Below are 16,199 nucleotides of genomic sequence, written 5' to 3'. Positions count from 1 at the left end.
GACCAGGGGAGAGGGTCACGCGACCCGCTTCTTCCAGGCGCTGGAGCGGCTGATGTCGAGTTGGCGCGGCCGCCCCCTGCGCGCCGTGGTGCTCGGCCGGTCCCATGCCTGCCGCACCGCGCTGCAGGCCTGCCACCTGGGCGAGGAGGGGCGGATGCTGCATGTCGCACCGCTTCGTCCGCTGACGCTCCAGTCCCGACGCTTCGACCAGAACCCGCTCTCGGACGGCCGCGACATCCGCAAAATCGCCGGGGGCGAAGCGCTCGCCGAAAAGGATCAGCGCGCGGAGTTCTACGCAAGGTCCCAACCCTTCGCGGAACACGCCCCCGCGGACCCGCCCGGGGGCGTGACAGACGACAACATGGAGGAGCTGAACGCGGAACCCCTGCTGCTCTACCTGTTCATGCTGTCCGAATATTGCGGATCAAACTGGGAGACGGCGCGGGACAACCCCAATCTCGTCTACGACTCGATCTTTCGGGAGGTCTGGAAACGCAATGCCAAAAAGGACCACGCCGCGAACGCCGGCATCCGGGAGGAGGAGGATTTCCTTCATCTCGTCGAATGCCTCGGCCTCGCCGCCTGGCAGGGCAACCTGCGCACGGGACGCGAAGACGCCTATGACCGCATCCGCCGCGTGCACGGGACCCGCGCCCGCCGCAACCGGCTGAAGGACGTGCCTGCCGCGCGGCTGGAGAACGTGGCGGTTCAGTTCTACACCCGCGCGGAGTTCGGCGAAGGGACCGGTTTCGAGTTCGTGCACAAGAGCTTCGGCGAATACCTCGCCGCCCGCGCCCTCGCCTCCGCCGCCCGCGCCTTCGCCGCCAGCCTGTCTGGCGAGGAGTCGGAGAGTTTCGAGGAGGTTGCACCACGCTGGATCGACCTGATCGGGATGGGAGAGATCTCCGGGGAGCTGATGGGCTACCTCAGGCGCGAGCATTTCGGCGACGCCGCCGGGACGGTGGCGGCGCTGGAGCCCTTCCTGCAGCGCGCGGTCGCCGACGGCCTGCCGGTGCACCAGCGCGCCACCGCGGATGACGACTGGACGACGCTGGCGGCTCGGCATCGCTGCGCGCTCACCGCGCTCTACGCCATCTGCTCGGCCGCCGCGGACGCCACGGGGCCGGGAGAGGAGACCCGCCGCCGGTTCCGGCCGATTCCGGCAGGGCGCGCGAAGGACGCGGAAGCCCACATGCCCGGCTATCGCGCGCTGGCCGGGATCGAGGCGGCCTTTCCCGGCGCAGGCGTTCGGGTGCTGAGAGCGGTCGATCTCTCCAACTTGGCTCTTCTTGGCGCGGTCCTGCAGGAGGCGGTCCTGAAGGACGCGGACCTGCGGGACGCGGACCTGCGGGACGCCGTCCTGCGGGGGGCGGTCCTGCGGGACGCGGACCTGCAGAGGGCGGGTCTGCAGGGCGCGGACCTGCGGGAGGCGGACCTGCAGGGGGCGGGCCTGCGGGGGGCGGGCCTGCAGGGGGCGGTCCTGCAGGGGGCGGACCTGCGGGAGACGGATCTGCGGGACGCGGACCTGCGGGGGGCGGACCTGCGGGGGGCGGACCTGCGGGGGGCGGACCTGCGGGGGGCGGACCTGCGGGGGGCGGACCTGCGCGGGGCGGACCTGCGCGGGGCGGATTGCAGCCGGCTGCACATTGACTCCGCTCGGCTGCAATCCGCGATTATATCGAAAACCGTTGGCCTTGAACAGGCGCAGATCGACACGGCGCAGGGCGACGCCCATACCCACCTGCCCGATCACCTCACTCGCCCGGCGCATTGGACGACGGAAGAGCCATGAGGCCGCGGACGCACGGCGCTTGCCGCTATTTCCGCAGATCGTCGAAGAACTCCGACGCCGGCGCGACGGCTGAGAGCCGCAGCCGCTCCCGCGCGCGGGTCGCCGCGACGTAGAGCAGGTGGCGCTCGGTGGCGAGGATCTCCTCGAGGCTGGCCTCGTCCGCGGCGGTCGCGATCCGCGCCTCGTCCGGCAGCGCGCCCGCGTCGAGCGCGATGACCGCGACGGCTCGGAACTCAGCCCCTTTCGCGTCGTGCATGGGCAGAACCCGCGGCCGCGGACCACCGCCCGCCGCAGCGACGGCCACGGCTTGCGCCCGCGCCGCCTGAAGCGGTCCACGGTAGAGCACGGCGCATTCCGCCGGGGCGATCCCCGTCTCCATCGCCGCGCGGAGCCAAGCCGCGGCGGCCGCTGCCTCAGCCTCCGCATTCTCGAACACCGCGATTTCCGGCGCGGGGCCCTCGAACAGCGACACCACTCCGCGTCGTCGGTCCTCGCCACCATCGGCTTCGAGGATGGAGGGCGGAAGCAGCAGGTCGGTGCGGGCCCGGATCTGCTGCGACGTACGGTAATTCACCTTGAGCGAGCGGGAGCGGCCGGCGATCTCCACCCCTGCCAGCTTCCACGGGAAGGGCGGGCGGAAAATGCGCTGGCCGATATCCCCGGCGAAGAACAGCGCGTTGGACCGACCACCCGAGAGCGCGGCGAGGACATGGAGTTCGGAAACCGAGATATCCTGCGCCTCATCCACCACCACGGCGGCGAAGGGATGTTCGCCGGTCTCTGCCAAGTGGCGGGCAAGATCGTGATGCGCACGGGCGCGGGTCGCGAGCCCCTTCGCCTCGAGCGCCCCACGGACCCTGGCGAACACCGCCCACAATTCATCCCGCCGCCGCTGCGCCATGCGCACCTTGCGGCCCAGCCGGGGAAGGTCTCGGTAGGTATCGCCATCCCGCACGTCCCATGCGTCGACGACCAGCCGCCACTCATCCTGAAGGAATTCCGGCGAGACCGACACGCCCAGCGCCGCGGCGGCGTCCTCCAGCAGTGCGGCGACATGATCATCCTCGACGATCTCCGCGGGGCCGAGCAGGTCCGCGTGCAGTTCCTCCAGCACGTCCGGCAACGCCCCTACCCGCAGGCGCCGCCGCAGGTCGCCCGTGGCGAGCAGGTCCAGCTTGTGCGCCAGCCCCTCGGCGAGCACCGGGCTGAAGGTCGCCACCAGCACCGCTTCGCCCTTGGCCTCCTTCGCGAGACGCACGGCCCTGTGCAAAGCGACCACGGTCTTGCCGGTTCCGGCCGAGCCGATGATCCTCGCGGGACCGTTGAAGTCTCGCTCGACGAACTCCCGCTGGGCCGGGTGCAGGAATACCGCCCAGCGCTCCCATGGGGCCTCAAGCGCGGCTGCGAGCTCCTCTTCGTTCTCCATGACCTTGAAGCGGCGCACCGCGTCAGGATGTGACCAAGGGTCGGCTGCAGTGGCCGCGACGGGGGTCGGGCGTTCGCCCACAGCGGCCTGAAGCAGCGCCTCCCCAGCCTCGGGCGGCAGGTGTCCGGCGATGTCGAGCACCGTGTCCTCGGTCGCGTCGCGCACGGTAAGCAGCCAGTCTTCAGGCACGCCCCAGGACAGCAGCGTTTCGTCCGGCTCTTCGGCGAAGAGGCGCGGTTTCTTCACCGCCTCCTCGACATAGCGCTGGATGACCACGTCCTCTACAGTCTCGCGGATCTCGACGATCTGGGCAGCACCCGTACGGGGATGCGTCTCGATCCGCCGCCGCTCCGCCCAGGCGTACGCGTCGTCATGGTGGCCGACCCAGGCCAGCAGCGTGTTCCCACCGTCCTTGTGCAGCACGAGGCGGATGTCGCGCGAGGCGCGAGCAGTCCAGAAGTGCGGGTCCTTCGCGCGGTCAACGCGGTGCAGAGAGAGACCAGGGGCCGCAGGGTTCATCTGGAGATCGAAGGCGGCGGTCTTCGCGGCCTTCTGCTCGGGCGCGGAGAGATTGCCGAGAGCGGCTGTGAAGGTGTCGGCGATGCGGAAGGTCACGCTAGTCCAAGCCTCTTTGCGAGCGCTGGGGCGTCATGGTGAAACCGTATCCAGTTCTGAGCCCCCTCCCGCTCGAGTCGCGCAAGCGCCGCGGGGTAGCGTTCGTCGATTTCACGGTAAATCCGCCCCGTACGCCCGCCCGGAGAGTAGACTTCACCGAGTTCTTTTGCCATCAGGCTCCGGAGTTCGAGCATGCTCTCCCAGTGCAAGACATCTCCCACTAGCTCGGGCAAAGTTCGGAACTCCACATAGTCTCGCCCCCTGTCGACGTAATGCCGTGAGCGAAGCCGGCTTTCTTTTTCGAGCTGAATCTGCTCCCTGCGCGCTTGGGCTTCGGATCGGGCCGCGGACTCGACACCCGATCCGCCGAGATAATGCCCCCTTCGGCTCATCCTCACACCCCCATCACCTTCATCACCTCGTCCCCGAGGTGGTTGATCACCTTCACCGCGATCCGCCCCGAGGCAGGCCGGCGGAACGGGCGCGACTCCGTTCGCGTCAGGCTCTCCCACGCTTCCTCGTCCACCTCCGCCTTCAGCGACCGCTTCAGCGCATCGTACGGGGACTGCGCGCCGGGGAAATAAGCGTGCCGGACGAAGAAGCTTTCCTCATTGTAGTCGGTGTCGAGGAACCAGCAGGCGATCTCGTCAGGCTCGGAGCTTACCACTTCCCCGGTCGTCGGCTTGAAGATGTCGACCCCGCGCAGGCGGACGCGGAACATCTCCCCATCCGGGACCAGCTCGATATCCGGCTCGCCGAACACCACGAACAGGTTGCCGCCGCCCGCCTTCAGGTCATCGGCCATGTGCAGGTCCGGGTTCATCCGCGCCTGCAGGATCGGGACGCGGCCCAGTTTGCGCAACTCGGCAGTATGCGCATCGAAGTTGAAGGCGCAGGCGATCACGATGTCATAGCCGGCATCCGCAGCCTCGCGCGCCGCAGCGACGAGGTCCGCACGCTGCACGGTGCCGTATTCGGGGCCGATGAAGACGCCGGCCTTCCGCTCCACCGCGTCCTCACCCTCGCCCTCCATGTACCGCGCCTCGGCGCAGAGCCATTCCCCCGGCCATGCCGTCAGCTCGTGGAAGTTCAGCCGCGCCTTCTTGTCCGCCTGCTGGACCCCCGACTTCTTCAGGTTCTCCAGCATCGCGGCCTGGTAGTTCTCCGCCTCCCGCGCGCCGCGGGACCGGGCGCCGCCCGCCGCGTCCAGGCTCTCGATGATCTCGCCGTCCTCATCCACCGCCATGGTGCGATGGGGCGAGAGGCTCTCGACCGTGAAGGGCCCGGCGACGCGGATCCTTTTGCGGTCCTCATAGGGCTTGTCGTAGAGGTTCTCGAACTCGGCCTTGGCGGCGATGGAGGCGTCGATCTCCCGCTGCCGGGCGATCCGCGCCTCCCAGAAGGCGGCGAGGGCCGCGCGGGCGGGTTCGGGCCAGGAGGGCGGGGCCTCACGCGGGATCTCCCATTCCATCAGCCCGCCGGCGGGGGCGGGCTCGCCCGAAGGGAGCGTGACCTCGCCCGTCTTGCGGAAATCGACCTTCTCGCCTTTGCGCCCGCCGGTCTCGATGGGCAGCGGCTCGGGGTGGCCGGCGAGGGCGGCGTTGAGATCCGCGCGCGCGGCCTCGACGGCCGGCTGCAGGCGGTCCCAGATCACGTCGATCTCGGCATTGTTCGCGATGGATTTGAGCGTGATGTGCGGCACCCGCTGATAGACGAAGCCGTGGCGGATGTCGTTATGGGTGGAATGGGTCGAGGGGGCTTCGCGGGTGATCTCGGCGGTTTTCTTCTGCCCCTCGTCGCTGTCGGCGAGCAGGTAATACGGGTATTTCGCGCCCATGATCCGGGCGCGGGCGAGCGCGAGGGCGACGCGGGAGGTGTCGATGGTGATCCAGCGGCGGCCCCATTGTTCTGCGACATGGGCGGTGGTGCCCGAGCCGCAGGTCGGGTCGAGCACGAGGTCGCCGGGGTCGGTGGTCATGAGGAGGCAACGTTCGAGCGTTTTACTGCCCGTTTGAACCACATAAATCTTCTCATCTGTAAAGTTTCCAGTACCCGTGTCTGTCCAAAGATTTGAAATCGGCAGCGCGCCTGAGTCCGAATGAAAGCGCCGGTACCGGAAACTGTTTGAAGCAACGTGCACGCGGCCAGCGCGGGTCAGTCGCGTCATCCCTGTGGGGAAACTCGCTTTCCAATGAGAGTTTTTGGAAAACGGATCCTGCGAAACGCCACAGTATCTAAAAAGTTGCGGCTCGCGTGCTGCACCCTGAGAAATCAGATTGTCAGGATTGTATGGCTTTGCACCAATCGGGACCTGTACATCCGCCGCTTTTTCCGCTGCGGAAACACCGCGATAGGTGAAATCATCCAGATAGAGCCAGCTTGCATTACCCGATCCAAGCTCAAAAGGCTTTTCGCGCATGATACCGCGCACTTTCAGGTTCTGACGCGACTTCGAAAACCAAACGATGTAGTCCGCGACATTTGAAATGGCATCAGCTGAGAAGCCATAGGTTTTCTGAACCACAATGTTGCTAACAAAATTCTCCTCCCCGAACACCTCATCCATCAGCGCCCTTACGCGATGCACGTTCTCATCGCCGATCTGCACGAAGCAGGACCCGCTCTCGGTCAGAAGGTCCCGCGCCGCAACCAGCCGGTCGCGCAGATAGGCGAGGTAGGAATGGATCCCGTCCCGCCAGGTGTCGCGGAACGCCTTCACCTGCTCGGGCTCCCGCGTCAGGTGGTCGAGCTTGCCGTCCTTCACGTCCCGCGACGTGGTCGACCACTGGAAGTTGGAGTTGAATTTGATCCCGTAGGGCGGGTCGAGATAGATCGCCTGCACCTGCCCGCGCAGCCCCTCGCGCTCGGCCAGCGAGGCCATGACCGCGAGGCTGTCGCCGAGGATCATCCGGTTCGACCATTTCTTGGAGTGGCGGTAGAACTCCACCTCCGCCTCGCGGTCCTCATCCGTCACGCCGAAATGGTCGAAGAGGTCGACGCCGCCCCCCTCGCCGTTCCGCGCCCGCCCCGCGCGCAGATCCTCGATGATCGCCTTGGGGTGCACCTGCTCCTGCAGATAGATCGGCGGGGCCTGAACTTCGAGCGCGTCCTGCTCCGGTTCCTTGCCGCGCCAGACCAGCTGGGGGTCGAGATCGCGGTTGCGGCGCTCATACGCGACGCGGATCGGCGCCTTGTCGGCGGCGTGCATGACGGGTTCAAGCTCGGGCGTCGGGATGTTCGCCCGGGTCGCGTCATGGTCGATGGCGGAGACGGGGGTTTTCTTGTCGGTCATGACGGGGTCTCTCAGACGGTCGCGGGGGCGGTGAGCAGAGCGTCGATGGCGGCGTCGAGCTCTTCGCGGAAGGAGTGGACGGCGCGCAGTTCGGCGAAGCCCCATCGGCCGTAGCGGCCCAGCGCGTTGACCGCGGGAACCCATATGTCCTTCGCCGCGGCGGCCTTGATGGCGGCGTTCCCGTCGCGGAATCCCTTGACCTCGATGATGAGGGTCAGGGGTTCGGTTTCCCCCCCTTCGGGCGCGTCGGGGTCGGCCAGGCGGATCAGGAAGTCCGGGCGATAGCGATGCGCTTCGCCTTCGACGCGATAGGGGATCTCGAAGCCGAGGTTGTGGTTCTTGGCATAGGCCAGCACCTTGTGATGATCCTCGATCAGGCGGGCGAGCTGCTCCTCCCACTCGCTGTCGGTGACGATGTAGTTGATGTGGGACCGGTCGGGCCGCGGCTGCCAGCGGGGCGCGGAGGTGTTGAAGTTCACGTCGGCGGTGGAGCCGGTGGGGTTGTAGGGGTCTAGGATCGCGCGCAGGACTGGCTTGCCCTCCGGCCCCTCCACCGAGAGCCCGCCGAGGATGCGGTCGCAGATGTCATCGGTGAGCAGCTTGTAGAGCGCCTGGGCTGGCATGGTGCCGCCTTCGCAGACGAGCAGATCCGCATCCAGCCATTGCTTGACGATGCGGTTGGCCTTGGGGAACAGGCCCATGCGCGGTCGACCGTCCGCATCGCGCAGTTTGTGCATCACGAGATGCGCGGCGATGCGCTGCTGGATGGTGGAGCGGCGGATGGAGCCCAGATGCTCCAAGGTAAGATCGACCGGTTCGCCGACGATGCCGCTCATCTTCACCTCGGCGGCGCCGACCTTTTCGGGCGTCAGTACGAAGGGCTCGATCTTCGAGAAGTCCGCGGTGAGACGGTCGTCGGCGAAGTCCGGGCGATAGCCTTCGACACGGGGGAAAGTGATCTCCAGGTCATCCCGCTCCGGGCTCATGGCGCGAACGTTGACCACATCGCGAGGCTTGTTGACCGGAGCCTGCACCGCCTGGCCCGAGAAGTTGAGCCCGTCGATGCCCATGATGTCGGCGTACTCGGTGCGGAACAGGCGTTGGCCGGTATCCGGGTCCGGCTCGGGGTCAAGATCGTAGGAAAGACGGCGCAGGGCGCGGCCGATCACCTGCTCGCAGATCAGGCGCGTGCCGAACGCCCGCAGGCCGAAGATATGCGTCACGTTGTTCGCGTCCCAGCCTTCCGTCAGCATGGACACGGAGACGACGCAGCGAACCTGCTCGCCGAGACGGCCCTTGCGGCCGATGGTGTTCATGACCTCGCGCAGGATGTCCGCGTCGGCGAGAACGTCGGCGCCCTGCCCCCGGCTGGCCTGCTCGCGCCTAAAGGCCTCGATCTCAGCGGCATGGGCGTCCCGGAACGCCTTGTCGATATCGCCGCCGGCTTCAAGGGTCGCGCTGTCGATCAGGATGGTTCGGGGCTTTGCGAGGCGCTCGCCATAGTCATCGTAGTTGTGGAACAGCCCCAGCTTACCTTTCACAAAGTCGATCTCGCCATCCGCGCTCTCGCGCTCGTAGCCGGCGATGTAGTCGCGCAACATTTCGGAGTTGGTGGTGTTGTTGCAGACGACGATGAAGACCGGCGGCACGCCGACGCCTTCTGCCTCCCACGCTTCGTAGGTTTTCTCATAATGGCCGTAGAGCGCATCGAGCGCCGCCTGCACCTCAAGAGGAAGGTCGGCAGGGTTTGGCTTTTTCTGCCCCTTCGCCTTCTTGGGCATCCGCTTTCCAACCTCTCTCCAGAGGTTGCGATACATCGGTTCCGGGCGGCCCGGAACGTTGTCCGCCACCGGAACGCGGGGAAGCTTGACGATCCCGCATTCGATTGCATCCATCAGCGAGAAATCGGAGACGACCCAGGGGAACAGCGTCCCCTCGACATATCCCGAGCCCGCAAGGAAAAAGGGCGTCGCGGACAGATCATAGACCACGGGCACGCCGAGCAACCGCTTCGCAGCCTCGATCCCCGAGATCCAGAGCCGCGCCGCCTCTGCGTTCGCCTCGGCCTCTTTGCGCTCGTCCCCGCTAAGCTTCCGGGCGGCTGCACCCGGTCGCTCCCGGTAGCAGTGGTGGGCCTCATCGTTGATCACGACGATGTTCTTCATCCCCATCAGGTCCTTCATGACCCGCTGGAGCATCTGCCCCTCGGTCTCCAGCGTGTCCAAGACTTCCCCGTGACCCGCCAACGCCGCACGCCCACCCTTCGAAATGTCCTGCGTCTCACGGCGTTTGAAGGCGTGGTAGTTGGTGATGACGATCCGCGCCTTGCCCAGGTCCGGCAGCAGGTCGGTGGGCACGAGACTCCGGCTGGCGTAGTAGCTGTCCGTGTCGTTGGGCTGAAGAACCCTGAGCCGGTCCTTGATCGTGATTCCCGGCGCGACGATCAGGAAGCCCTTCGAATAGCGCTTTGCATTCGGCGAGCGAACGGCATTCAGCGTCTGCCATGCGATGAGCATCGCCATGACGGTGGTTTTTCCAGCGCCCGTGGCAAGCTTGAGGGCGATACGAAAAAGCTCCGGGTTCGCCTCGGCATTGGCCTGCTCGAGCCAGCCGAGGAACCGCCGACCACGCCCTCGCGATCCACCTTTCGGCGCGACCTCGGCCAGCCATATCGCCGTCTCCACCGCTTCGAGTTGGCAAAAGAAGGGGCGGATCGGCTGGCTCTCGTCAGCCTGCAGCGCGCGCCAATGCTGCAACAGGCGCTGGGTTACAGGCGAGACGCCCCATTGGGACGGATTCGGCAGACGCCGCCAAGTGTCGACCTCCTGGCGCAATTCGTTGAGGTTCGACTGGTTGTACTCAGTACTGCTCGTAGAGAGGCCGGCGGCATGGTCGAGGCCAAGATCCCCCTGAGGCGCGCTGCCGGAACTGCGGGCGCCAGGGATCGCCGAAATCAGGTCCGCCTTCCGGCGGTGCGGCAGAATGCGGTCGGTGGGCCGTCCGTCCTCCAACTCCCAATGTCGATCCGGCACGAAATAGGGCGAATTCAGGATGGGACGCTCAAAGAAAGACATGGCTTACACTCGCTCGAAACTTCAGCGCGCAGGTTCCAGACCCATGAAACCTCTTAAATGAACGCAGCCTTAGTGTCTCGCCTGAGTCGGGGCTCCGGTTCAACCGATCTTAAGAGGTTATGCCAGCAGGAATCGTCATTCCTTCTCGTCAGGTCGTGATAACCCACCCGCTCCCGCCACCTTCCCCCCGAACCGATCCGCCGCATTCCGCAGCGCATCGTCCGCAAGGTGCGCATAGCGCTTCGTCGTCTCCGCCGAACTGTGCCCAAGCAGCTGCCCCACGATCTCGAGGCTCAGCCCCGAGGACACCAGGTGCGACGCGAATGTGTGGCGGTTGTCGTGGCGGCGGTAATCCTCCAGCCCCGCCTCCGCGGTCAGCGCAGCCCAGAAGCGCTTGATCTCCCGCAGCGGCTGCCCCTCGACCCGCCCGGGGAACAGCCAGTCCCCGGGGGCGCGCCCAGCGCAGAGGGCGCCCACCAGCTCGACCGCCGGGGCGCTGAGCGGCAGGTGCTCGGTCCGCTTTTGCTTGGTCTGGTGAGAGGGCTTGGTCCAGACGCCGCGGTCGAGGTCGAAGTCCCCGACCTTCGCGCCCAGCACCTCGCCCAGCCGCGCGCCGGTCAGCAGCTGGAGTTTCACCGCCTCCGCCGCGGGTTGGCCGGAGCGGCGTTCGAGCGCCTGCCACAGGCGGCGCAGTTCGGCGTCGGAGAGCCAGCGGCGGCGCTTCTCCTCCTGGAAACGCGCGACGCCCCTGGCCGGGTTGTCAGGGCGCCAGCCCCAGGCGACGGCGAGGGAGAACATCTTCGACAGCAGCGCCAGCGCCCGGTTCGCCTGGTAGGGGGTGGCGGCCATGCGCTCCCGCAGGTCCTCGACATCCCGGCGCGCGACGTCGCGCACGCGCTTGCGGCCCAGCGCCGGGAGGACGTGACCGTCGATCAAACCGCGGTCATTGCGGACGCTGTTGGGGCGCTTGTTGGGGATGGCGTGGCGGGTGAGATAGTCGTCGCAGAGGTCGCGCATGGTCGGCGCCTTGCGGGCCTCGGTCTTCTCCGCCACCGGGTCGGCGCCGCGCATGGCGTCGGCGAGCAGCGCGCGGGCCTGTTTCTTCGCCTGGTCGAAGCTGAGGAGCGGGCCGTGGCGACCGATGGTGGCGCGGCGCGTGGCGCCTGTGTCTTTCGCGCGGTATTGGACCACGTAGCTCCGCACGCCGCTGGGTTTGACCCGCAGGCCGAAGCCGGGGAGCGCCTCGTCCCAGATCACCACGTCGCGCGGACCCGGCTGGATCTTCTCCACCACGCTCTTGGACAGGCGCTTCGTCGGCATGTGCGGGGCTCCGCTTGCTTACCCGGGTAAGCAGCAGGTAAGCAGGAGCGCGTGAAATGGCAAGGGGCCGAGCGAAGCAGGTCGAAAGGTGGATGGCGCACAAGCATCTGATTTTATGTCATTTCTCCAAGGTGGCAGAAATGCACTGCGCGGCCGAGAAATCCCTGACTGACGACTCTTAATCAGCGGGTCGTAGGTTCGAGCCCTACATCACCCACCAAGATTTAAGACGCGGGGTCAGGCGGTTGCGCACCTGGCCCCGTTTTTTTTGTGCGCGCGGGCAAGGCCCGGCGCTTCGGGCCTCCCCGCCCTCACACCGGCACCTTCGCGTTCGCCTTCACCCGGCGCAGGGAGAAGCTGGTGTTGATCGCCCGCACATGCGGCAGCGCCGTCAGCGCGTCCTTCACCGTCCGCTCGTAATCGCGCACCGAGCGGGCCAGGACGTGCAGCATGTAATCGTGCTCCCCGGTCAGCGAATGGCATTGCAGGATCCGCGGCTCCAGCCGCACCGCCGCCTCGAACTCGCGCAGGATCTCGCGGCGATGCTCCTTGAGCGCGACGAAGCAGAAGGCCGAGATGTCGAACCCCGCCCCCTCGGGATCCACCAGCCGCAGGGGCGCGGAGACGACGCCCTCCTCCTCCATCCGCTGAAGCCGCCGCCAGACGGGGGTGTGGCTCAGCCCCACCTCCTCGGCCAGCTCGCGCGTCGTCAGGCCCGGCCGGTCCTGCACCGCCCGGAGGATCTTCAGGTCCGCCTCGTCCAGCTCCATGCCGCCCTCCTCGCAACAGCGTTCCGATTCGTTTTTATGGATCGAAACATTGTCCCACCTTGGGCGCACTTCGGAAACAGGGTCCTCGGAATGCCCCGTCCCGGCCCCGTTTTCGCGACGCTGTCCTACGCCGTCCGCGCCATCATGGAAACGCGGCTGGGAGGACGCGCCATGACCCGGGAAATCACCCTCGACGACAAGTACACGGCCGAAAGCGGCCATGTTTTCATGACCGGCACGCAGGCGCTGGTGCGGCTGCCGATGACGCAGATGCGCCGCGACCGGGCGGCGGGGCTGAACACCGGGGCCTTCATCTCGGGCTATCGCGGCTCGCCGCTCGGGGGGCTCGACCAGCAATTCGCCGCGGCGAAACGGTTCCTCGACCCGCTCGACATCGTGTTCCAGCCGGGGCTGAACGAGGACCTCGCCGCCACCGCGGTCTGGGGCGCCCAGCAGCTGCACCTGTCGCCCGGCGCCCGCAAGGACGGGCTGGTGGGCCTGTGGTACGGCAAGGGGCCGGGCGTGGACCGCTCGGGCGACGTGTTCAAGCACGCCAACGCCGCCGGGACCGCGGCCCATGGCGGCGTGCTCGCCGTCGCGGGGGACGACCACACCTGCAAGTCGTCGTCCATTCCCCACCAGTCGGACCATGCCTTCATCTCGGCGCTGATGCCGATGCTCTACCCGTCCTCGGCGCACGAGTTCCTGGAGCTGGGCCTGCTCGGCATCGCCATGTCGCGCTATTCGGGCTGCTGGACCGGGTTCAAGGTGATCTCCGAGACGGTCGAGACCACCACCGTGATCGACCTGGCGCAGGAGGGCGCCCGCTTCACCGCGCCGACCGATTTCGAGATGCCCGAGGGCGGGCTGAACCTGCGCTGGCCCGATGCGCCGCTGGAGCAGGACCACCGGTTGCAGGAGCTCAAGGGCTTCGCCGCCATCGCCTTCGCCCGCGCCAACGGCGTCGACCGGGTGATCTTCGACCAGCCGGACGCGCGGCTCGGCATCGTCGCCTCGGGCAAGGCCTATGAGGACGTGCATCTCGCGCTGACCGAGCTTGGCATCGGCCCCGAGGAACGCGCCGCGATCGGCCTGCGCCTTTACAAGGTGCGGATGCCCTGGCCGCTGGAGCCGGAGGGGATCCGCGCCTTCTCCCGGGGCCTCGAGGAGGTGCTGATCATCGAGGAGCGGCGCGAGATCATCGAGAACCAGGTCAAGCAGCAGCTCTTCAACTGGCGCGCCGACGTGCGCCCGCGGATCGTCGGCAAGCATGACGAGGACGACCGCCCGTTCCTGCCCCTGTCCTCGGGGCTCAGCGTCTCCGCCGTCGCCCGCGCCATCGCCGACCGGGCGCTGCGGCTGGACCTGCCCGGGGGGCTGGCCGCCCGTCTCCAGGCCCGGGCCGCGGCGCTGGAGGCGGCCGAGGCCGCGGCGATCGACGCCCCGACCGAGCGGCTGCCGCATTACTGCGCCGGCTGCCCGCACAACACCTCCACGAAGGTGCCCGAGGGGTCGAAGGCCATGGCCGGGATCGGCTGTCACTTCATGGTCCAGTGGATGGACCGCAACACCGAGACCTTTACGCATATGGGCGCCGAGGGCGTGCCCTGGACCGCCATCGGGCGGTTCACCGACGAAAGGCACCGCTTCGTGAATCTTGGCGACGGGACCTATTTCCACTCCGGTCATCTCGCCATCCGCCAGTCGGTCGCCGCGAAGGCGAACATCACCTACAAGATCCTCTACAACGACGCCGTCGCCATGACCGGCGGACAGACCCATGACGGCGATCTGTCCCCGGCGCAGATCACCCACCAGGTGTTCCACGAAGGGGTCGCGAAGATCGTCCTCGTCTCGGACCGCCCCGGGCTGCACCGCCCCGCCGACCTCGCCCCCGGGACCGAGATCCGCCACCGGGACGAGATCGACGCCGTGATGAAGGAGCTGCGCGAGATCCCCGGCGTCACCGTGATGGTCTACGAGCAGACCTGCGCCGCCGAGAAGCGCCGCCGCCGCAAGCGCGGGACGATGGAGGACCCGGACATGCGGGTCTGGATCAACCCCGCGGTCTGCGAGGGCTGCGGCGATTGCTCCGTCCAGTCCAACTGCATCGCGGTCGAGCCGGAAGAGACCCCGATGGGCCGCAAGCGGCGCATCAACCAGTCGGCCTGCAACAAGGACTTTTCCTGCCTGAAGGGCTTCTGCCCCAGCTTCGTGACCGTGCGCGGCGCCGCCCCGCGCAAGCCCGAAGCGCAGGCGGGACCCGATGTCTCGGCCCTGCCCGAGCCGGAGCTGCCGGTGATCGGCCGCGCCTGGAACATCGCCGTCGCCGGGATCGGCGGCACCGGCGTGCTGACCGTCGGCGCGCTGCTCGGCATGGCCGCGCATCTCGAGGGCAAGGTCCCGATGATCCTCGACATGGCGGGGCTGGCGCAGAAAGGGGGCGCGGTGCTGACCCATGTGCGCATCGCCCGCCCCGAGCGGATCGCCACCGCCCCGCGCATCGCCGCGGGCGGGGCCGACCTGCTGCTGGCCGCCGACCCGGTGGTCGCCGCGGGCAAGGAGGCGGCGCTGCTCTGCGATCCCGCCCGCACCCGCGCGGTGCTGAACGCGCGCGTCGCCCCGACCTCGGATTTCGTGCGCCTGCGCGATTTCGATTTCCGCGAGGCGGCGCTCCTGAAGGCGGTGGCCGAGCGCACGACGGGGCGCGAGGATTTCCGCGACTTCGCCGGCGCCGCCCTGGCCCTTTGCGGGGACGAGATCGCGGCCAACCTGATGATGCTCGGCCATGCCTGGCAGCGCGGCTTCGTCCCCGTGGGCCGCGAGGCGATCGCCCGGGCGATCCGGCTGAACGGCGTGGCGGTGGAAAGCAACCTCGCCGCCTTCGACTGGGGGCGGCTGATGGCCCATGACCCGGCCGCCATCGCCGCGCGGATCGCGCCCCCGTCCCCCGTCCCCGCCCTGCGCGACATGTCGCTGGAGGAGGTCCTGGCCCATCGCGAAGCGCACCTGGAGGCGTACCAGGACGCCGCCCTCGCCCGCCGCTATCGCGCCCGGATCGAGGCGCTGATGGCGGCGACCCCGGGCGAGGCGGCGTTGCACCGCACCGCCGCCATCGCCTATGCGCAGGCGCTGGCGTACAAGGACGAATACGAGGTGGCGCGCCTCTATGCCTCGCCGGACTTCGCCGAAGGGCTGAAGGCGGCGTTCGAGGATGGCGGCCGCATCGCCTTCAACCTCGCGCCCCCGGTCCTGCCCGGCACGGCCGCCGACGGGCGGCCGAAGAAGCGCGCGTTCGGCCCGTGGATCCTGCCCGTGTTCCGGGTTCTGGCGCGACTGAAATTCCTGCGCGGGACGCCGCTGGACCCGTTCGGGCGCGGCAAGGACCGGCGCGAGGAGCGGGCGCTGATCAAGGCGGTGGAGGACGATCTCGACCTCGTGACCGGCGGGGGCGTGCCCGCCGACCAGGCCGAGGCGCTGCTGCGGCTGGCGACCGAGGTCCGCGGCTACGGCCCGGTGAAATCCGCAGCCTTCGCGAAGGCGATGGCGGCGCGGGAGGCGCTGCGGGCCGGGATCGGACGGGCCGGGGAGGCGCCCCCGCTCGCCGCCGAGTGACCGCCCGGGGCGGCCCCTGCGCGACTCGCGCCCCGTCCGCCCCGCGACTCGCGCAGCCCCCCCGCCGGTCGGCGCGGGCGGCGGGCCCCGGCGCCGCCGGATCGAAAATTCTTTCCCGCGCCGGGCGCGCAGACCGGGCGCGCAGATTGCATGTCCTTTCAAGGGCTCGCGCCAGGAGGGCGCCCGAAACCCATATTTGGTTGCGAATATGAATTGATTAAAATCAAGGAAACAAGTTTCTCCCCGTGCCCAATTGACGTGCCTGAGGGCGGCGCCGGCAACGCCCCAGGGCCGC

7 protein-coding genes are annotated in these 16,199 nt (G+C 68.1%); 2 read left to right on the top strand and 5 right to left on the bottom strand.

What is annotated here, in order from left to right; all coding sequences use genetic code 11:
* Positions 1–52: 52 nt before the first annotated feature.
* Positions 53–1,792: a pentapeptide repeat-containing protein gene (locus tag ACQ5SO_RS02435; RefSeq protein ID WP_430939976.1), complete on the top strand. Its 1,740-nt coding sequence runs from the start codon at positions 53–55 to the stop codon at positions 1,790–1,792.
* A gap of 25 nt (positions 1,793–1,817) precedes the next feature.
* On the opposite strand, the gene ACQ5SO_RS02430 is transcribed toward ACQ5SO_RS02435, so the two are convergent.
* The 5 genes from ACQ5SO_RS02430 to ACQ5SO_RS02410 all read right to left on the bottom strand — a co-directional run bounded on the left by ACQ5SO_RS02430 (position 1,818) and on the right by ACQ5SO_RS02410 (position 12,289).
* Entirely contained in the window at positions 1,818–3,833 is a 2,016-nt protein-coding gene (locus ACQ5SO_RS02430) for a UvrD-helicase domain-containing protein (protein WP_430939975.1), read from the bottom strand.
* A gap of 394 nt (positions 3,834–4,227) precedes the next feature.
* Positions 4,228–7,125: a site-specific DNA-methyltransferase gene (locus tag ACQ5SO_RS02425; protein ID WP_430939974.1), complete on the bottom strand. Its 2,898-nt coding sequence runs from the start codon at positions 7,123–7,125 to the stop codon at positions 4,228–4,230.
* An 11-nt stretch (positions 7,126–7,136) separates the two neighbouring features.
* A complete protein-coding gene (locus ACQ5SO_RS02420; RefSeq protein WP_430939973.1) occupies positions 7,137–10,199 on the bottom strand; it encodes a BPTD_3080 family restriction endonuclease in 3,063 nt (1,020 codons plus the stop codon).
* Positions 10,200–10,334: 135 nt separating this feature from the next.
* On the bottom strand, positions 10,335–11,519 hold the full coding sequence (locus tag ACQ5SO_RS02415; RefSeq protein ID WP_430939972.1) for a tyrosine-type recombinase/integrase: 1,185 nt from the start codon (positions 11,517–11,519) through the stop codon (positions 10,335–10,337).
* 311 nt (positions 11,520–11,830) lie between these two features.
* Positions 11,831–12,289, bottom strand: coding sequence for an Lrp/AsnC family transcriptional regulator (locus tag ACQ5SO_RS02410; RefSeq protein ID WP_430939971.1), 459 nt, complete (start codon positions 12,287–12,289; stop codon positions 11,831–11,833).
* 171 nt (positions 12,290–12,460) lie between these two features.
* On the opposite strand from ACQ5SO_RS02410, the gene ACQ5SO_RS02405 reads away from it, so the two are divergent.
* Positions 12,461–15,904, top strand: a complete 3,444-nt coding sequence (locus ACQ5SO_RS02405) for an indolepyruvate ferredoxin oxidoreductase family protein (RefSeq protein ID WP_430939970.1) — start codon at positions 12,461–12,463, stop codon at positions 15,902–15,904.
* The last annotated feature ends 295 nt before the right edge of the window (positions 15,905–16,199 follow it).

Source organism: Rhodovulum sp. DZ06, assembly GCF_050586345.1.
GTDB lineage: Bacteria > Pseudomonadota > Alphaproteobacteria > Rhodobacterales > Rhodobacteraceae > JBOCEF01.
The sequence above is the reverse complement of the archived record's forward strand: the minus strand, read 5'-3'. Positions and strand labels throughout refer to the sequence as shown.